This window comes from Pseudomonas sp. ASL9 (assembly GCF_056680335.1).
Genome location: NZ_CM155277.1, coordinates 4168247 through 4187648, shown reverse-complemented (window position 1 = coordinate 4187648; position 19402 = coordinate 4168247). Strand labels below are relative to the sequence as shown.

19 protein-coding genes are annotated in these 19402 nt (G+C 54.8%); 11 read left to right on the top strand and 8 right to left on the bottom strand.

All coding sequences use genetic code 11. The features are described 5' to 3' along the window. Window positions 1-30: 30 nt before the first annotated feature. The gene (locus tag AC1ME2_RS19385) at window positions 31-657 is read right to left on the bottom strand and encodes a response regulator (protein WP_480435997.1); all 627 of its coding nucleotides are present in this window, start codon (window positions 655-657) and stop codon (window positions 31-33) included. A 1345-nt stretch (window positions 658-2002) separates the two neighbouring features. Between AC1ME2_RS19385 and AC1ME2_RS19380 the strand changes: the two genes are divergently transcribed. From AC1ME2_RS19380 to AC1ME2_RS19370, 3 genes are all read left to right on the top strand, one after another. Beyond that, window positions 2003-2548 carry a hypothetical protein gene (locus AC1ME2_RS19380; RefSeq protein ID WP_480435995.1) on the top strand — a complete coding sequence of 182 codons (546 nt, stop codon included), beginning with the start codon at window positions 2003-2005 and terminating at the stop codon, window positions 2546-2548. A gap of 383 nt (window positions 2549-2931) precedes the next feature. Next, entirely contained in the window at window positions 2932-3552 is a 621-nt protein-coding gene (locus tag AC1ME2_RS19375; RefSeq protein ID WP_480435993.1) for a hypothetical protein, read from the top strand. 386 nt (window positions 3553-3938) lie between these two features. Continuing rightward, window positions 3939-4217, top strand: a complete 279-nt coding sequence (locus tag AC1ME2_RS19370) for a hypothetical protein (protein WP_480435992.1) — start codon at window positions 3939-3941, stop codon at window positions 4215-4217. Window positions 4218-4414: 197 nt separating this feature from the next. Here AC1ME2_RS19370 and AC1ME2_RS19365 read toward each other — a convergent pair whose 3' ends face one another. Continuing rightward, complete coding sequence (locus tag AC1ME2_RS19365) at window positions 4415-5632, bottom strand: argininosuccinate synthase (RefSeq protein WP_480435990.1); 1218 nt, start codon at window positions 5630-5632, stop codon at window positions 4415-4417. Between the two features lie 129 nt (window positions 5633-5761). Next, entirely contained in the window at window positions 5762-6676 is a 915-nt protein-coding gene (locus tag AC1ME2_RS19360; protein WP_480435989.1) for a flagellar protein MotY, read from the bottom strand. A 127-nt stretch (window positions 6677-6803) separates the two neighbouring features. Between AC1ME2_RS19360 and pyrC the strand changes: the two genes are divergently transcribed. The 4 genes from pyrC (at window position 6804) to bfr (ending at window position 9712) form a co-directional block, all read left to right on the top strand. After that, window positions 6804-7850 carry a dihydroorotase gene (gene pyrC, locus AC1ME2_RS19355; RefSeq protein ID WP_480435987.1) on the top strand — a complete coding sequence of 349 codons (1047 nt, stop codon included), beginning with the start codon at window positions 6804-6806 and terminating at the stop codon, window positions 7848-7850. Continuing rightward, window positions 7847-8530, top strand: coding sequence for a ribonuclease T (gene rnt, locus AC1ME2_RS19350; RefSeq protein WP_480435986.1), 684 nt, complete (start codon window positions 7847-7849; stop codon window positions 8528-8530). The genes pyrC and rnt overlap by 4 nt, the downstream gene beginning before the upstream one ends. A 290-nt stretch (window positions 8531-8820) precedes the next feature. Then, window positions 8821-9039 carry a bacterioferritin-associated ferredoxin gene (locus AC1ME2_RS19345; protein ID WP_480435985.1) on the top strand — a complete coding sequence of 73 codons (219 nt, stop codon included), beginning with the start codon at window positions 8821-8823 and terminating at the stop codon, window positions 9037-9039. 202 nt (window positions 9040-9241) lie between these two features. Then, the gene (gene bfr / locus AC1ME2_RS19340) at window positions 9242-9712 is read left to right on the top strand and encodes a bacterioferritin (protein ID WP_480435983.1); all 471 of its coding nucleotides are present in this window, start codon (window positions 9242-9244) and stop codon (window positions 9710-9712) included. 148 nt (window positions 9713-9860) lie between these two features. On the opposite strand, the gene grxD is transcribed toward bfr, so the two are convergent. From grxD to AC1ME2_RS19325, 3 genes are all read right to left on the bottom strand, one after another. Then, on the bottom strand, window positions 9861-10202 hold the full coding sequence (gene grxD / locus AC1ME2_RS19335) for a Grx4 family monothiol glutaredoxin (protein WP_480435982.1): 342 nt from the start codon (window positions 10200-10202) through the stop codon (window positions 9861-9863). 105 nt (window positions 10203-10307) lie between these two features. Continuing rightward, window positions 10308-12416, bottom strand: coding sequence for a molybdopterin oxidoreductase family protein (locus AC1ME2_RS19330; protein WP_480435979.1), 2109 nt, complete (start codon window positions 12414-12416; stop codon window positions 10308-10310). Between the two features lie 139 nt (window positions 12417-12555). After that, complete coding sequence (locus AC1ME2_RS19325; RefSeq protein WP_480435977.1) at window positions 12556-12849, bottom strand: hypothetical protein; 294 nt, start codon at window positions 12847-12849, stop codon at window positions 12556-12558. Between the two features lie 330 nt (window positions 12850-13179). Between AC1ME2_RS19325 and argF the strand changes: the two genes are divergently transcribed. After that, window positions 13180-14100 (top strand): ornithine carbamoyltransferase, encoded by a 921-nt coding sequence (gene argF, locus AC1ME2_RS19320; protein WP_480442226.1) that lies wholly within the window; start codon window positions 13180-13182, stop codon window positions 14098-14100. Continuing rightward, on the top strand, window positions 14097-15170 hold the full coding sequence (locus AC1ME2_RS19315) for an ABC transporter ATP-binding protein (RefSeq protein ID WP_480435976.1): 1074 nt from the start codon (window positions 14097-14099) through the stop codon (window positions 15168-15170). The genes argF and AC1ME2_RS19315 overlap by 4 nt, the downstream gene beginning before the upstream one ends. A 17-nt stretch (window positions 15171-15187) precedes the next feature. Here AC1ME2_RS19315 and AC1ME2_RS19310 read toward each other — a convergent pair whose 3' ends face one another. Beyond that, window positions 15188-15970, bottom strand: coding sequence for a PhzF family phenazine biosynthesis protein (locus AC1ME2_RS19310; protein WP_480435975.1), 783 nt, complete (start codon window positions 15968-15970; stop codon window positions 15188-15190). Between the two features lie 96 nt (window positions 15971-16066). After that, window positions 16067-16537, bottom strand: coding sequence for a Cys-tRNA(Pro) deacylase (gene ybaK / locus AC1ME2_RS19305; protein WP_480435973.1), 471 nt, complete (start codon window positions 16535-16537; stop codon window positions 16067-16069). Between the two features lie 385 nt (window positions 16538-16922). Here ybaK and AC1ME2_RS19300 point away from each other — a divergent pair, with 385 nt between their 5' ends. After that, window positions 16923-17789: an MIP/aquaporin family protein gene (locus AC1ME2_RS19300; RefSeq protein WP_480435972.1), complete on the top strand. Its 867-nt coding sequence runs from the start codon at window positions 16923-16925 to the stop codon at window positions 17787-17789. A 29-nt stretch (window positions 17790-17818) separates the two neighbouring features. After that, window positions 17819-19324: a glycerol kinase GlpK gene (gene glpK / locus AC1ME2_RS19295; protein ID WP_480435969.1), complete on the top strand. Its 1506-nt coding sequence runs from the start codon at window positions 17819-17821 to the stop codon at window positions 19322-19324. Window positions 19325-19402: the final 78 nt, after the last annotated feature.

The following is a 19402-nucleotide window of genomic DNA, read 5'->3' as shown; positions in this document are numbered from 1 at the left end:
GGCTATCCCTGAACGCAATGAAACGCTGCCTCAGACCAGACCATTACGCTGGGCCAGCTCAATCAAGTCGACCAATGAGTGGGCGTTGAGTTTGAGTAACAAGCGTGTCTTGTAGGTACTGACGGTTTTATTGCTCAGAAACATTCCATCAGCGATTTCTTTATTGGTTTTACCGCGAGCCAGTTGCTGCAGCACCATCATTTCTCGACCTGACAGCCGATCGACCATGTCTGCCTCACTGGCATTACCCAGGCTTGAGCGCACGGTGTGAAGGGCCTGGTTGGGGAAATAGCTGTAGCCCGACAACACCGCTTTGATAGCACTCAGTAACTCAGTAAGGTCTTGTTGCTTGCAAACATAACCGGCAGCACCTGCCTGCATGCAGCGCATGGAAAAATGCCCTGGAGCTTGCGAGGTCAGAATCAGCACCTTGAAAGGTAACGTCATGGCCGTCAGACGAGCGATAACCTCCAGGCCATCCAGCTTGGGGATCCCTATATCAAGAATAACGATATCCGGCAAATGCTCGCGAGCCAGCTGCAAGGCGTCCACGCCATTATCCGTTTCCGCGATGACCTCATAGCCATGGCGCTCCATTAGCATGCGTACAGCAAGGCGAATGACGGGGTGATCATCCACGATCAGCACTTTATTCATGGGCAAGTCCAATTTTCGCTGTTCGATTTTTTAGAGTCAGCACAATAGCCTAGTCGTTTAGTGCTTTGCATAGCGTGCCCCCCCGAGGACCAACAGCCAGAGACCATTCCTACATATACAACAGATATATCCTACAAAAGACGCCATGCACGATGTACTTTCTGAGCTTTTTGACAATTGGCAACCCTCAGGGGCGGATGAAATGGTTAAGGCTTCATTTGCTGACCTACAGCATCGTGATTCACGTAATAGAATAATCAACGATTGGTCAAGCACCGGCGCAATATCTCGTTAAATAAATCAATCCATACCGCAATTTTCTTTGGGAATATCCGCCGAAAAAAACCGGGACCTGACATATCCAGTGCGCGCTCCGATCCATCGGTGCACAAACATAGCATCAGGCCACTACTGAAAACCGAGAGCGTCATCCCGCCTGGTTAGAACCTGATCGCTGCACATGGCGCCTGTGAACCGTGGCCACACCGATGCAGCGATATCGTCAATCTTCTACCTATTCAGAATATGTCGGATTGTCAGACAGCACACAGGACAACGGTCATAAATTATTACCGATTCTATTACGGACTTCCCAGAAAAATCCCCACATGTCGAATCAAAAAGCCATGCACACGTACAGGTTTTTTTATTATCTTCATGTATTTTAGGAAAAAAGCCACATAGTATTCAGAAAAGTCCTAAAACCCCACACCCCAACTCAACCTATACATTACTTAACAGCTTTTCTAATTATCCCGCACCAATAACCTACCTCATCGCGATGAACGTTTGCGCGGCCGACTTGAAACCCACCTCAACACATGAACCATTACTGAGCCACACAGAAGGTGGAAATCATACTGACTTTGCAAGAAAACCGTATGCATCACGGAGACAGAAAGCTCGTCCGACCACAAGTTAATGCTATTCGTTGAGTTCTAGCTATACCTCACACTACGAAGAGGAAACGTACTACGCCATATAAAGAATACCGACCGCCCTCATGTAAGAACCTCATGCTGTTCGCGAAGCAATTTATGTAAAGCACTTTTTTCACTTGCAAAATCCATTACCAATCGTTACTTTTTATCAGCAGCGATTTTATTAAAACCCTACATGCACTGCCTAATTGAATCACTGGGCAAAGTCGCCTACTCAGTCAGCGCATTATGCTGACGGCGATCCAGCACACCCCCATTGGTTATTGAGTCGAACTGACTAAACTCGACCACTTAATACCTGGCCATTCAAGATCACTTGTTTTTCCGACACAACCGGATTAAAGCGAGTGACATCTTATGCCGTGGCCACTCCCATCATTGATACCAATAACAGGTATATCATCGTGAACAAAAAAGTCTCCCACCCCACACTTAAACATGCACACCTACTGGACTTGGCGGCCGCCGTAGAACAGTTCATTCAGCAAGGAGGTGTTATCCATATAATTCCCCTCGGAGAAACAGCAGATACCGCTATAGAACCCGCCATTCCCGCCCGACCTGATACAGAGCTGGAAGAAGACGACCCTAAAAAGCTAGAACTATTGAAAAGTTTGGTGGCCAAGGGCGCCGGTGTCAGTGCCCTACAATACTCCCTGAGAATGAACAAAAGGGACGTCAGACGAATGGCCTGCGAAAACGGTCTGAAAATACCCTACAGCAGACCTGTTCGCGGGGTCAGGAACGAAACCAAAGCTGAACCAGCCTCCGTCAATGACGACGTCGCCGGCCACGCCATACACTACTCAAGCTTGGGATACACAGCATGGGAGATCGCTCAGAAATTGAATTTAAGCGTGCGTCAGGTGTGGAAAATTGGACAGGACTATCGATTTGAGTTCAGGCAAACCACTGAGAGCGCCACGCCACGCAATCCGCCCGAGGAGTAACACATTGAAAAGCCGACTATTAATACGATGCTGTCGTTGTGGGTAACGCAACCTGCAAAAACCGGTGGAAGCAGGGTGACAGAGTAGCGGTCAGTGTTCATCTCGCGCCGAGACCGGCGTTGTGGACTTTTTAGCCCTCGCCCATCGGTGTCAAATACGCTCACTCCCGTTGATCGTCCACGGCAACAAAAAGTACCGCAGCACCCATCGATTAATAATCGCTACAACTTAGTCCCCCATGATGATTGTATTTCCCTGCCCTACGGCTACCCTTAAATACACCCAGTCTCTGTTTGTTTATTGCAACAATATCAGTCTCTCGCTTATCTAATAGCCACTCAATTATCGCCTCATATCAACGCACACCACACAAAGGAATCAACATGATTAAGGACTCGATCAACAGCATGAATCCCGTGAGCATTATTGCCGTGTTCGCTGCGCTTTCCGAAGCCTCCGCAGCCACAGCACTGCCTTTTTTACACGAAGATAACCAGGGCATTTACGTCTGGTTTCTAATTGTTTTTCCCTCTGCCCTGATATTTATGTTTTTTTTGACATTGAATTTCAACTACAAAGCCCTGTATGCCCCCTCAGATTTCTCCAACGAAAAAAACTTTCTCAAGATTTTCGAGAAGTCTGAATTTTCTTCAAAAGACAGCACACACCATGAACCGCTCAAGGCACCTGCAAACAAAATCAAGAAAAAATCACTATCAAGGCTTCTGTTACACCCAGAAAGCAGGGTGGATGTTATCTATGGAAGGCCCATTTTTTGTAGACGTGACTTAAAGGATATTTTATCCCTGCTGGTCACTGAGGACTGTTCCGTACGCAGCGATGCACGCCCATCAATTCGGTGGATCTTAGTGCTTAAAAACTGGAGCGAACCGTTCAGTCGCGACGAACTCATTGCCCTAATCAAGCAACAAAAAAAAGGCACACAGTACACCGACACCTTTGCCGTTTTGACGCATGACTCAAACGACATATTCTACGTGTAAAAAGATCCAAAATTACTGCCACATCGCTCAATTGTTCGCTGCCAATCGTGGGAAAAACGCTACAACCATTACAGCCAATTCTAAAATAGATAACGTTCTATTCATTTTATTACGTAGGAGTTTACCTTGGAATGGCAACGCATCTTCCTCTGGAGCTGCGAGACTAACAATGACAGCCTTAAATCTCTGGAGATTAGAATATCGTTATTAAAACCCGGACTATTTTTTGACATCGGCACTTGAAGCACACTTCAAAAAAAAGCAGCTAGTGTAATGAGACGCAGCGTGCGATTGCCTCCCCCCTTAAAATCTGACGCACCCACGTTAGCGTAAACGCGCCTTAAATGCTTAAGGGCCACCCTTCGTACTCTCGAGTAGAAAACATCATGTCTACATTAAAGGAATACCGCGATACCGAAAGAGCACTTGAACGACAACTGCTGTTGTTAGAGTCGCTTAAAAAAAACACCTCGCTCATGCAAACACTTGAGTTTGAAAGAAAAATTCAAGCACTCATGAAGCAGTACAGTAAAACGCCGAAAGACATTATTACGTTGCTGGACAATTCATTGCCATTCTCTAGCGATACCGTTCACGACCCTGCCGTACCGTACACAGCGACGACCAAGAGGCTTAAGAAAGCACCGGAATCAAGGCATCAGTGACCCGAGTCGCAGGTGTATAGATGCTATAGGCTCGAATCACAGGCTGCTTCGAAAACCCTGACAAAGCGTTGCCAGAATCGAATTCAAAAACAGCCCTTGACCCGCTTCCAGAGGGAGAGCGGGTCAAGGGCTACATCGCTCGTGCACGAGCACTGCAAACACACCTTGGTGTCTTCAGCAGCCCTCGGCACCGGACATCAGAATAACTTACGGCCTTTATTTGCAGCGATGCGCATGCGCAGGGCGTTTAGCTTGATAAAGCCAGCAGCATCCGCCTGGTTATAAGCGCCGCCGTCCTCTTCAAACGTCGCGATGTTCGCATCAAACAATGACTCGTCAGATTTACGACCCGTCACGATGACGTTGCCCTTATAGAGCTTCAGACGCACAACACCATTCACGTGAGCCTGAGACGCGTCGATCATCTGTTGCAACATCAGACGCTCAGGGCTCCACCAGTAACCGGTGTAAATCATGCTGGCGTATTTAGGCATCAACTCATCCTTGAGGTGAGCGACTTCACGATCCAGAGTGATTGACTCGATGGCGCGGTGAGCGCGCAGCATGATGGTGCCGCCCGGGGTCTCGTAGCACCCGCGAGACTTCATGCCAACATAACGGTTCTCCACGATATCCAGACGTCCGATACCGTTTTCGCCGCCAATGCGGTTCAGGGTTGCCAATACCGTGGCAGGCGTCATCTCTACGCCGTCCAGCGCAACGATATCGCCGTTGCGATAGGTCAACTCCAGGTAGGTAGCAACGTTTGGCGCGTCCTCTGGGGACTTGGTCCAGCGCCACATGTCATCTTCGTGCTCGGTCCAGGTGTCTTCCAGCACGCCGCCTTCATAGGAGATGTGCAGCAGGTTGGCATCCATGGAGTACGGCGACTTCTTCTTGCCGTGGCGCTCGATCGGAATGGAATGCTTCTCGGCATAATCCATCAGTTTTTCGCGCGACAGCAGGTCCCATTCACGCCACGGGGCAATCACCTTGACGCCCGGCTTGAGGGCATAGGCGCCCAGCTCGAAACGAACCTGATCGTTGCCTTTGCCGGTGGCGCCATGGGAAATGGCATCAGCGCCGGTTTCGTTGGCGATCTCGATCAGACGTTTGGCGATCAGCGGACGTGCGATGGAGGTACCCAGCAGGTACTCGCCCTCGTAGACGGTATTGGCGCGGAACATCGGGAATACGAAATCGCGCACGAACTCTTCGCGCAGATCGTCGATGTAGATTTCTTTCACGCCCATGGCTTTTGCCTTGGCGCGGGCGGGCTCGACTTCTTCGCCTTGACCCAGGTCCGCAGTGAAAGTCACTACTTCGCAGTTGTACGTGTCCTGCAGCCACTTGAGGATTACCGAAGTATCCAAGCCACCGGAATACGCGAGAACTACCTTGTTTACGTCCGCCATGCCATCACTCCACCGGGTTGTACGGAAAACCGATGATTCTACCGCTCAAACCCATGAATTTACAGAGGCGCGACAGCGTGTGACGACGAAGCGACAGCGAGTGTCGAGGGCGCGACCGAATCATGCCGCTCAGGAGGTGGCTGCAGCGCTGCTCGCAGCCGCAACAGGTGCAACAGGTGCTGGCTCGTCAGGCGCCACACGTTCCAGATGGACGTTGACCCGGCGGTTACGCGCGCGGTTGGCGGCATTGGTGTTGGGCGCCAGCGGATATCGCTCGCCATGAAAGCGCAGGGTTATCTGCTTTTCCGGCACACCTTGAGCCTTGAAGAAGTCCATCACTGCCAACGCCCTGCGCCGCGACATATCACGGTTGGTCAGTCGATTGCCGCTGTTGTCGGAATGGCCATCGAGTTCGATATGGTTAACGGTGGGATCGGCTTTCAGGAACTCAGCGATCACCTGCAGCTTTGCGCGAGCTGGCGCATCAAGATCGACGCCGTTGCCTGGAAAACCTATTTGCGCCTGCTTGACCTGTTCGTAATTCATCGGCAGCAATTTGGCGGTACAGGTCTGGTAATCGCTGAATGCCTTGCCGAACTTGATCGGTAACAACCGCACTTCCACGGCGCTATTACCCTCTTGAGAGTAATGACGAATAACCGGACTGCGGCCTTCGAGCAAGCCCGCCATCAGACGCCCGGCCTGGCCCTGGGAGCTATTGAACGGAATTGAACCGTTGCTCATTTTAACCGCACCCAGGTTGAGATCACCGCGCCCCGGCTGCCAGGGCGCAGCCGCCGCCAACAACGTTGCAGAACCCGAACCGAGCATGCTGCCGCTGGCTTTGAGGCGAAATGTGGCCTGTTCACCCGCGCGGCGCACGAACTCACCCACACCGAAATCGGTGATAGGTTGGGTCAGGCGACACTCAAATTTATCGCCTTCGACTTTCCATTCGATACTCTCCAGACGCGTCTGGAAAGTGATAGCCGCGGCCGGCAGACTGGCAAACACGCTGAGCAAGGCTAAATAACGCTGGCGCACGGGAGGCTCCACTAGAAAACTGTACACGACTGGCTATCGGTAACTTCCCGGAAAACTTGATAGCGAGTGCCTGGAAGAGTCTTTTCCGGTAGCATTCCCAGCGAGTTTGACCCGCCTGGAATCCCCAATGTCTGACCGCCTGACCCTTCTGCGTCCCGACGACTGGCACATTCACCTCCGTGATGGAGCTGTTTTGCCTCACACCGTCGCTGACGTAGCGCGTACTTTTGGACGCGCAATCATCATGCCTAATCTAGTGCCTCCGGTACGTAATGCGCAGGAAGCTGACGCCTATCGCCAGCGTATCCTTGCTGCGCGCCCGGCAGGCAGCCACTTCGAGCCGCTGATGGTGCTTTACCTGACCGACCTGACGCAGCCGCAGGATATACGCGCGGCCAAGGCCAGCGGTTTTGTCCATGCCGCGAAACTGTACCCGGCAGGGGCAACCACCAACTCCGACTCCGGCGTCACCAGCATCGACAAGATTTTCCCGGCGCTCGAAACCATGGCTGAAGTCGGCCTGCCGCTTCTGGTCCATGGGGAAGTGACCCGCAGCGAAATCGACGTTTTCGACCGTGAGAAGATCTTCATTGATGAGCATTTACGCCGAGTGGTTGAACGCTTCCCCACGCTGAAGGTGGTTTTCGAACACATCACCACCTGCGAAGCCGTACAGTTCGTCAACGAAGCTTCGGCGAACGTCGGGGCAACGATCACCGCCCATCACCTGCTCTATAATCGCAACCACATGTTGGTCGGTGGCATTCGCCCGCACTTCTATTGCCTGCCGATTCTCAAACGCAACACTCACCAGGAAGCATTGCTCGATGCCGCCACCAGTGGCAGCGCGAAATTCTTCCTGGGTACCGATTCAGCGCCTCACGCCCAGCATGCCAAAGAAGCGGCGTGCGGCTGTGCCGGGTGCTACACCGCTTACGCTGCCATTGAGCTGTACGCCGAAGCCTTCGAACAACGCGATGCCCTGAACAAACTGGAAGGTTTTGCCAGTGTTCATGGCCCTGCGTTCTACGGCCTGGCACCCAACCGCGACACCATAACGCTGGTCCGTGATGAATGGACCGCACCCACCAGCCTGCCGTTTGGCACGCTGTCCGTAATCCCGCTGCGCGCCGGTGAAAAACTGCGCTGGCGCCTGCTGGAGGAACACGCGTGAGCGAAGATCATTTCGACGACGAACAGGACGGTCATGGCGGCGGAGGCGGAGGCGGCTCTCGTCACCCCATGGCGGCCCGTTTTCGCGGCTATCTGCCGGTCGTTATCGACGTAGAAACCGGCGGATTCAACTCGGCGACCGATGCACTGCTGGAAATCGCTGCTGTCACGATCGGCATGGACGAAAAAGGCTTCGTGTTCCCTGAGCACACTTACTTCTACCGTGTTGAACCGTTCGTAGGCGCCAATATCGAAGCGGCTGCGCTGGAGTTCACCGGCATCAAGCTCGATCACCCGCTACGCATGGCCGTCAGTGAAGAAACTGCGCTGACCGACATCTTCCGTGGCGTTCGCAAAGCCTTGAAAGCCAATGGCTGCAAACGCGCGATTCTGGTGGGGCATAACGCCAGCTTCGACCTCGGCTTCGTAAACGCTGCCGTCGCGCGCATGGACATGAAGCGCAACCCTTTCCACCCGTTCTCCAGTTTCGACACCGCGACCCTGGCGGGTCTGGCTTATGGTCAAACCGTGCTCGCCAAGGCCTGTCAGACAGCGGACATCGACTTTGATGGCCGTGAAGCACACTCAGCCCGCTACGACACCGAAAAAACCGCAGAGCTGTTCTGCGGCATCGTCAACCGCTGGAAACAAATGGGCGGCTGGGAAGACTTCAACGACTGAAGCCTGCCCTGAGCTCTGAAAACCGGCCCATGTGGCCGGTTTTTTATGCCTGCCATCAGGTGCTTTATAGGAGGGCCCACCCCGCCTTCGACGCCGCGCTGTGTTCTGGACGGAAGGGACGCGCTTAAACCCGCTTCCAGGACAGGATTGGCTTATCCACCCCTCCTCCATCACTCACTGCGAGAAGCCGACAGCTCTAATCCGGGGCTCACACAAGTTGTTTTGACAAGCATTCTCATTAACATTAGTATCTCCAGCACTGAGTCATCAACCAGCGACGGTTTTCACTTATGTATGTCTGCCTCTGCCAAGGTGTTACTGATGGGCAAATCCGGGACGCGATCCTTGAGGGTTGCTGCAGTTACCGTGATGTCCGCGAAACGTTGGGCGTTGCCAGCAAATGTGGCAAATGCGCTACCGTTGCCAAAGCCGTCGTGCGTGAAAGTCTGACCGCGCTGCAGAGCAGCCAGGTCATGCTGGCTTACCCCGCAGAGTTTTCAGCTGCCTGAATGCCGCTTTTTCAAAGGGCCGGACCTTGTGTCCGGTTTTTTTATGTCTTTAATTCAAATGCTTAGCCCATAGATACGGAACTTAAACACTCTTATTAGTATTTAATTTGACTTATTATTCAATACCTTAGGTTTGACACCCTTCATAGTGCGGCTCAGACTCCTAGTCTTATCTACATAAGCCATAGAACAGGACCTCGACATGAAAGGCGACATCACCGTCATCCAGCATCTCAACAAGATCCTCGGAAACGAGCTGGTCGCAATCAATCAATACTTTCTGCATGCCCGCATGTACGAAGATTGGGGCCTGAAAAAACTCGGCGCCCACGAGTACCACGAATCCATCGACGAGATGAAGCACGCTGACAAGCTGATCAAGCGCATTTTGTTCCTCGAAGGTCTGCCTAACGTGCAAGATCTCGGCAAAATTCTGATCGGCGAGCACACCAAGGAAATGCTTGAGTGCGACCTAAAAATCGAAACCACAGCCCTGGCTGACCTCAAAGCGGCCATCGCGCATTTTGAAGTTGTTGGCGATTTCGGTAGCCGTGAGCTGCTCGAAGACATTCTCGAGTCCGAAGAAGAGCACATCGACTGGCTTGAAACCCAACTGAGCTTGATCGATAAAGTAGGGATCGAAAACTACTTGCAGTCGCAAATGGGCGACTGATCGCTCACTGACGAAAAAGCCCGCTCTCTCACGAGGGCGGGCTTTTTAATGCCTGGCATTTGAACGCGGTGAATCAGGCACACCGCGTCAAATCATTCGCAGGCAAGCCTGCTCCCAGAGATTCGGGGCAGACCCACATCAGCATCCATCAAGCGTCGGCTTTATCAGCCGCTGCTTTGGCGGTCGCTTCTTTGACCTGCGTTTGCAGCTCGCCACTGGCCAGCAGCTCAGTGATGATGTCGCTGCCGCCGACCAGTTCGCCACCGACCCACAACTGCGGGAACGTCGGCCAATTGGCATACTTAGGCAGGTTGGCGCGAATTTCCGGGTTCTGCAGGATGTCGACGTAAGCGAACTTCTCGCCACACGCCATCAATGCCTGCGAAGCTTTCGCCGAAAAGCCGCACTGCGGGGCATTCGGAGAGCCTTTCATGTAAAGCAGAATGGTGTTGCTGGCAATCTGCTCTTTAATAGTTTCGATGATATCCATGGAGCACCTCGGCTGAACTTTCCGACTCAGATGTCGGCACGGTGGCGCATTGTAACGGAATCCCGAGCACTACGCTTGGGCTCTCCTTAACCGCCGACCCGTTACTTACGCAGCCGCGACGTGTACCGGCACTCCGTTCAGTACCGCGTTACCCGAAAGTGCGTCCAATTGACGTTCATCGGTCAGGTCGTTGGCACTGACGCCCGGCTGATCGCTGGCGATGCCCATGTGCACGCCTGGGCGCGCATGACCCCAGCCATGAGGCAGGCTGACCACCCCGGGCATCATCTCGACGCTGGCCAGCACTTGCACCTCGACCACCCCAACCCGCGAACTGACCCGAACCCACTGCCCGTCGCTCAACCCACGGCTAGACAGATCATCCGGATGCATCAATAACTGGTGACGCGGCTTGCCCTTCACCAGCCGGTGATAATTGTGCATCCATGAGTTATTGCTGCGCACATGACGACGGCCGATCAGCAGCAGCTCACCCACTTGAGGCGCCTGCACGGCAGTGAAACGCGCCAAATCAGCAAGAATCACGTCAGGCGCCGCCTGAATCCGCTGATTGGCAGTCTTCAGGCGCGGTTGAAGGTTGGGTTTCAGCGCGCCCAGATCCAGCCCATGTGGGTGGTCTCGTAGCGTCTCCAATGAGAGTTTGTGTTCGGTGGCGTCGCCATAAAGCCCGGCGCGCAGCCCCCGATCAATCATCTGTGCCGGCGGCAGTGTCGGCTTCAGTTCAAGCTCGGCTTTCGCGGCAAACGCTTGGGCCAGGCCGACGAAAATCTCCCAGTCGTGGAATGCACCTTCAGGTTTTTCGAGAATCGCGCGATTGAATCGCGTGACGTTACGCACCGCAAACATATTGAACGTGGTGTCGTAATGATCGTTTTCCAGCGCAGAGGTCGATGGCAGAATCAGGTCGGCATAGCGCGTGGTTTCGTTGATGTACAGGTCAATGCTGAGCATGAACTCAAGCCCCTCGAGCGCCTGCTCCAGTTTTCGCCCGTTAGGCGTCGACAACACCGGATTCCCGGCGACGGTGATCAACGCGCGGACCTGCCCTTCCCCTTCGTTCAGCATCTCTTCAGCCAAGGCGGAAACCGGCAGCTCGCCTGCATATTCCGGGAGACCAGAAACCCGGCTTTGCCAGCGATTGAAATGGCCGCCCGAGGTCGAGCTGACCAGATCCACTGCGGGCTCGGTACACAGCGCCCCACCGACACGGTCCAGGTTGCCGGTGACCAGATTGATCAGTTGCACCAGCCAATGGCAAAGCGTGCCAAAGGACTGTGTGGATATGCCCATCCGCCCATAGCACACCGCTTTGTCGGCACTGGCAAAGTCACGCGCCAACTGGCGAATCTGCTCAGCAGGCACGCCACAACGCGGGCTCATGGCTTCAGCGCTCAGGTGGGTGATGGCCTGCCGTACCTCATCCAGCCCATCCACCGGCAGATGACTGTCACGCGTCAGGCGCTCTTCAAACAAGGTGTTGAGCACGCCAAACAACAAGGCCGCATCCCCACCGGGACGCACAAACAGGTGTTGATCGGCAATCGCTGCCGTTTCGCTGCGGCGAGGATCGACCACCACCACCTTGCCGCCTCGTGCCTGAATCGCTTTAAGGCGCTTTTCAACATCGGGGACCGTCATGATGCTGCCATTGGACGCCAGCGGGTTACCGCCGAGAATCAGCATGAAATCGGTGTGATCGATGTCGGGAATGGGCAGCAGCAGACCGTGGCCGTACATCAAATGGCTGCTCAAGTGATGGGGCAGTTGGTCCACAGACGTGGCAGAAAAGCGATTACGGGTTTTCAGCAGTCCCAGGAAGTAGTTGCTGTGGGTCATCAGCCCATAGTTGTGCACGCTGGGGTTGCCTTGATAGACCGCTACCGCATTTTGCCCATGACGTTGCTGGATGGCGAACAAGCGCTCGGCAATCAATTCAAACGCGGCTTGCCACTCGATAGGCTGCCATTCGCTGCCCACTCTGAGCATGGGCTGGCGCAGGCGGTCAGGATCGTTCTGGATATCTTGCAGCGCCACCGCCTTGGGGCAGATATGGCCGCGACTGAAACTGTCCAGAGCATCACCCTTGATCGACGTGATCCGGGCCCCGGCGCCCTCTTGGGTGGTAATCTCAATGGTCAGGCCGCAAATGGCTTCACACAGATGGCAGGCACGATGATGGAGGGTCTTGGTCATTGCCAGCCTCATTTTGTCTTGGGCCACCTTTACGGTCGCGGAAACAAAACTATGGCGTCTGGTGAATGACTGCGCCAGAAACGTTCATCGTGTGAATCTGAGAGCATCAAGCCGGCCGATGCGCCCAATAAACGGAGCTTCAGACGAGTGGTGGAGTGGTCAACTTGTGCTGCATTTGCAGTTCATGAACGGTTTCGACCTGCTCCTGAGTAACATGGACCCCGGTCAGTTCGCCAATCAGGCGCCAATGTTCATCAAGGCCAGCGCTGACGGTGGCCATGCGGTCAATCATGCGGCGTCCTGCCGACCGGGTAATTTCATCGTTGCTGCGCAGCAATTCGAATGACATGGACGTCATCGATGCAGTGAGGTGCGTCAGGGTGCGCGCCGTGAGCCCGAGTAATTCCGTTAACTGCTGTTCTTTTGAATCCATTCCCCATAGCTCCCGTGATGAGCAAGCGCTATTTATAACCCAGCCTCGACATTTATGAAATGGTCAGCCAGTCTGTTCAGGGCCTGGCAGCCAGTAATGTTATGGAACTGTTACGTGATCGACACTAATTGCCAAGGTCTTGGGCCCCAGTGTACAAATGCTTCTGTCTTTCCAGAAGTCAGCTCGCTATTGGCAATACGCGACATTTGCTTATAACATCGCGCCTTCCCTATTCGTCGCCCCGTGCGGCTTTCGCCGCAGGTCTCGCCCGTTTTCCCGATAAAACCCGGCTTTGAGTATCTGCGGTCTGTTGCAAAAAGGTAGTTAATGATGAGCGCAAGGCACTTTCTCTCGATGATGGATTACACGCCAGAAGAGCTAGTCAGCGTGATTCGTCGCGGCATAGAGCTGAAGGACCTGCGTAACCGCGGCGTACTCTTCGAGCCATTGAAAAACCGGGTTCTCGGAATGATCTTCGAGAAATCCTCGACTCGCACACGTCTTTCGTTCGAAGCCGGGATGATCCAGCTCGGTGGTCAGGCGATCTTTTTGTCGCCTCGCGACACCCAATTGGGTCGCGGCGAGCCTATCGCCGATGGCGCAAGAGTCATGTCGCGCATGGTCGATGCGGTGATGATCCGTACGTTCGCCCACAGTAACCTGACTGAGTTTGCCGCCAATTCCCGTGTTCCGGTGATCAACGGCCTCTCCGATGACCTGCACCCCTGCCAGTTGCTGGCCGATATGCAAACCTTTCTTGAGCATCGGGGTTCGATCCAGGGCAAGACTGTGGCCTGGATTGGCGATGGCAACAACATGTGCAACAGCTATATAGAGGCCGCGATCCAGTTTGACTTTCAACTGCGTGTCGCCTGCCCTGAAGGTTACGAGCCCAACGCCGAATTCCTCGCGCTGGCCGGTGACCGGGTCAGCGTCGTTCGGGACCCACGACAAGCGGTTGCGGGCGCGCATCTGGTCAGCACCGATGTCTGGACCTCCATGGGTCAGGAAGAAGAAACCGCCAAGCGCCTGGCCTTGTTCGCGCCATTCCAGGTGACCCGCGAGTTGCTTGATCTGGCCGCCGAAGACGTCCTGTTCATGCATTGTCTACCGGCTCATCGTGGCGAAGAAATCAGCCTGGATCTGCTCGACGACCCACGCGCAGTGCCCTGGGATCAAGCCGAAAATCGCCTGCACGCGCAAAAAGCGCTGCTTGAGTTTCTGGTCGAGCCGGCCTACCACCACGCATGAGCCAGCCTTTACTGCTGAGTCTGCGTAATCTGGCGTGCGGCTATCAGGACCAACGGGTGGTGCAGGACCTTAACCTGCACCTCAACACCGGTGATATCGGCTGCTTGTTGGGCTCATCAGGGTGCGGCAAGACCACGACCCTGCGCGCCATCGCCGGTTTCGAGCCGGTGCATGAAGGTGAAATCACCCTGGGGGGTGAAGTCATCTCCCGCGCAGGTTTCACCTTGGCGCCCGAGAAGCGCCGGATCGGCATGGTCTTTCAGGACTACGCGCTGTTCCCGCACCTGAGTGTCGCGGAAAATATTGGCTTCGGCATTCGCAAACACCCCCACCTCAAGCACGTCATCGATGAACTGCTCGAACTCGTCAACCTCGGCACACTGGGCAAGCGCTACCCGCATGAACTCTCGGGCGGGCAACAACAGCGGGTCGCGCTGGCCCGAGCCTTGGCGCCGGAGCCGCAGTTGTTATTACTGGATGAGCCGTTTTCCAACCTTGATGGCGAGTTGCGCCGACGCCTCAGCCATGAAGTCCGCGACATCCTCAAGGCACGTGGCACCAGTGCAATTCTAGTGACTCACGACCAGGAAGAAGCCTTTGCTGTCAGCGATCACGTCGGTGTATTCAAAGAAGGCAGGCTTGAGCAGTGGGATACGCCCTACACCCTCTATCACGAGCCGCTGACCCCTTTCGTCGCCAGCTTTATCGGTCAGGGTTATTTCATTCGTGGGCAGCTTGTCAGCCCGGAATCAGTGCAGACCGAACTAGGCCTGTTACGCGGCAATCGTGCCTATATCTGGGCAACCGGCGGTGCAGTGGATGTGCTGCTAAGGCCAGACGACATCGTCTACGCGCCAGACAGCGCGCTCAAGGCCCTCGTTGTTAGCAGGACCTTTCAGGGCGCCTCGACACTTTACCGGCTGAAACTGCCAACCGGCAGCCAACTGGAAGCAATCTTCCCCAGTCATGTCGACTATCGCGCAGGCGACGAAGTAGGGATTAGGGTCGCGGCGGATCATCTGGTGCTATTCCAGGCGGCTGGCTGCATTGCGGCGAACGACCTGGCCTGAATCGCCCTGTCGCGGCATCAACCCAGTAACAGCTTCCCGCTCGCGATCAGCGTCGCATGCCCACCGATTTTGACTCGGTCACCTTCCAGGCGACAGAACAGCTCGCCGCCACGGGCCGAGCATTGATAGGCGGTCAGCCCTAGCTTGCCGAGTCGATTCGACCAATAGGGAATCAAACTGCAATGGGTCGAGCCGGTCACCGGGTCTTCAGCGATACCAATGGCCGGTGCGAAGTAGCGAGAGACGAAGTCATGCTGGATGCCCATGGCGGTGATGATCACTCCCGGCCACGGTAAACGCGCCAGCGCCGCCATATCAGGCGTGCAATCACGCACTGCCTGTTCGGATTCCAACACCACCAGCAATTCGGTCGAACCCAACACATCGACAATGTCGACTCCCAGCGCCCGCTCAAGCTCGACCGTCACCCCCACTACGTGAGGCACCAAGGCCGGAAAGTCCAGCAGCAACCGATCGTTTTCGCGAGTGACACTCAAGGCACCCGACTTACTCATAAAATCTATTCGTTCAAGCGGCTCTTTGTAGACTTCGAACAACACGTAAGCGCTGGCCAAGGTGGCATGGCCACACAGCGGGACTTCGGTGGTTGGAGTGAACCAGCGGATGCGCCAACCCTGAGCTTCACGGACCACAAACGCGGTTTCCGCCAGGTTGTGCTCGGCAGCGATCTGCTGCATCAACTCATCCGCCAACCAGGCATCCAGTCGATAGACCATTGCCGGGTTGCCACTGAACGGGCGGTTACTGAAAGCGTCGACCTGATGAAATTCGAGCTGCATGAGTGGGCACGTCCTTGAGATTATTTGCCCCCAGCATGCACGTCAGCCGGATACACCGCCAGTCACAGAACGTGTCGTTCTCGACAATACAGAACGCTAGGCGCGACCAATCCCGGAAAACGTTGCCTGGGTGAGCTCCGCCAGTACGGCAGCCGAAAGCTCAACTTCAAGGCCACGGCGCCCGGCACTGACGAAGAGCGTGGCAAAGGACTGGGCCGATTGATCAATGAAAGTACGCAGTCTCTTCTTCTGCCCTAACGGGCTAATGCCGCCCAACAAATAGCCTGTGGCGCGCTGAGCAGCTGCGGGATCAGCCATTTCGACTTTCTTGGCACCCGCCGCATGCGCCAGCGCTTTGAGGTCAAGACTTCCGACGACCGGCACCACCGCCACCAGCAATTCGCCTTTTTCAGTCGCGGCCAGCAAGGTCTTGAACACCTGTGCGGGCTCAAGGCCAAGCTTTTCCGCCGCCTCCAACCCATAAGACGCCGCCTTCGGGTCGTGTTCATAACTGTGAACACGGTGCTCGGCGCGAACTTTTTTCAACAAATCCAATGCGGGGGTCATGCAGCTCTCCGGGATGTCGCGGGGCTTTTAGATCGAGACGCGTACTTTAAGCCATCTGCAGCTAAAACACCTTATTGGCTGCGATATTCAAGCTGTGTCGCCGTCATGGGCGCCGCAAAAAAAACTTTAGGGGTTAGCAGCAAGAAATTTCCTACATAAAAACGAGCAACGAACTAACGACAGACGATCAAATTATGGTCTACGGTTCACTTTCGACCTTTGACAGCATTCTTTATTGTCTATATTTTTTCGATAACGAATATTTCGGTTCGGTGATGACGAAGGATCGTGGGCCGCTCGGAGACGGGGACTTCTCCGATGTGGAAAGAGATAAGCACTGATGACTTTCCTTCAGTGCTTTAGAACAACAAAAAAAGAGGTTTCCATGACAACTGCTCTACAGCAACCCATGCAACAGCCGACGCTGACAGGCCAATGTCTGGCAGAATTTCTGGGGACAGCTTTATTGATTTTCTTTGGTACAGGTTGTGTTGCGGCGCTCAAGGTCGCTGGTGTCAGCTTTGGATTGTGGGAAATCAGCATCATCTGGGGCATTGGCGTCAGCATGGCGATCTACCTGACCGCAGGGGTTTCCGGCGCTCACCTCAACCCCGCAGTCAGTATTGCGCTGTGCATTTTTGGTGACTTCGAAAAAAGAAAGCTGCCCTTCTATATCATCGCTCAAGTCGCTGGCGCCTTCTGCGCGGCCGCCCTTGTGTACGGGCTTTACATCAGCCTGTTCTTCGAATTCGAACACGTGCATCACATGGTTCGCGGCACTCAAGCCAGCCTGGAATTGGCGTCAATCTTTTCCACCTACCCCAATCCGGCGATATCCACCGAGCAAGCCTTCTTGGTTGAAGTGGTGATCACTGCCATTCTCATGTGCGTGATCATGTCCCTGACCGACGACAACAACGGTTTACCCCGAGGTCCAATGGCGCCTCTGCTGATCGGCTTGCTGATCGCTGTGATTGGCAGCGCCATGGGCCCGTTGACCGGGTTTGCCATGAACCCTGCACGGGATTTCGGCCCTAAACTGATGACATTCCTCGCCGGCTGGGGCCCGATGGCTTTTACCGGCGGCCGTGAAATTCCGTACTTTCTGATTCCGATTTTCGCGCCAATCCTTGGCGCCTGTCTTGGCGCTGCAAGCTATCGCGGGCTCATCGCCCGCTACCTGCCCAGCACCCCTGTTGTAGAGAAGACGAACGCCGATGTCGTTCGCAGCAAAGCCCAGGCTTCATCTTGAACCTCACCCATTAGTGCAAGGCAATCGACATGACCGACACACAGAATAAGAACTACATCATTGCCCTTGACCAGGGCACAACCAGTTCACGCGCCATTATTTTCGACCGTGATGCCAATGTGGTCAGTACCGCACAAAGCGAGTTCGTCCAGCATTACCCCCAAGCAGGGTGGGTCGAGCATGACCCCATGGAAATTTTTGCCACCCAAACCGCGTGCATGACCAAGGCCTTGGCCCAGGCAGATTTGCACCACGATCAAATTGCGGCCATTGGCATCACCAATCAGCGCGAAACCACGGTTGTGTGGGAAAAAGACACCGGCCGCCCCATCTACAACGCAATTGTCTGGCAATGCCGCCGCAGCACTGAAATCTGCCAACAACTCAAACGCGACGGCCTGGAAGCCTACATCAAGGAAACGACAGGGCTGGTCACTGACCCCTACTTCTCCGGCACCAAACTCAAGTGGATTCTCGATCATGTCGAAGGCAGCCGCGAACGCGCACGCAAAGGCGAACTGCTGTTCGGCACTATCGACAGCTGGCTGATCTGGAAATTTACCGGTGGCAAAGTTCACGTCACCGACTACACCAATGCCTCGCGCACCCTGCTCTTCAACATCCATACCCTGGAATGGGATGAAAAGATGCTGAAGGTGCTGGATATCCCACGCGAGATGCTGCCTGAGGTACGGTCCTCCTCCGAGGTTTACGGCCACAGCAAAAGCGGCATCCCTATCGCCGGTATTGCGGGAGACCAACAAGCGGCCTTGTTCGGCCAGATGTGCGTCGAACCCGGTCAGGCGAAAAACACCTACGGCACCGGCTGCTTCCTGTTGATGAATACCGGCAAAAAAGCCGTGACATCGCAACACGGCATGCTGACCACCATTGCCTGCGGCCCACGCGGCGAAGTCGCCTATGCCCTTGAAGGCGCGGTGTTCAATGGCGGTTCCACCGTCCAGTGGCTGCGCGACGAACTGAAACTCATCAACGACGCGCTGGACACCGAGTACTTCGCTGGCAAGGTCAAGGACAGCAACGGCGTCTACCTGGTGCCGGCCTTTACCGGGCTTGGCGCACCGTACTGGGACCCGTATGCCCGTGGCGCATTGTTTGGCCTGACCCGCGGGGTCAAGGTCGACCACATCATTCGTGCCGCGCTTGAGTCGATCGCCTATCAGACGCGTGACGTTCTGGACGCCATGCAGCAGGACTCCGGTGAGCGCCTCAAAGCCTTGCGCGTGGATGGCGGCGCTGTGGCCAACAACTTTTTGATGCAGTTCCAGGCAGATATTCTCGGGACCAAGGTCGAACGCCCGCAAATGCGTGAAACCACTGCACTGGGGGCTGCTTATCTCGCGGGCCTGGCCATCGGCTTCTGGGGCAGCCTGGACGAGCTGCGTAGCAAAGCGGTGATCGAGCGCGAATTTGAACCGCAACTTGCCGAAGAGGAAAAAGAAAAGCTCTATGCAGGCTGGAAAAAAGCGGTGAGCCGCACCCGCGATTGGGAACCGCACGAAGAAAGCAACTGATCGACAAATGCCCTCGCGGGCGGGGAGAGGTATGAGTTTCCGGCTGACAGCGCTATTAGGCTGCGGCATGATGGTCGC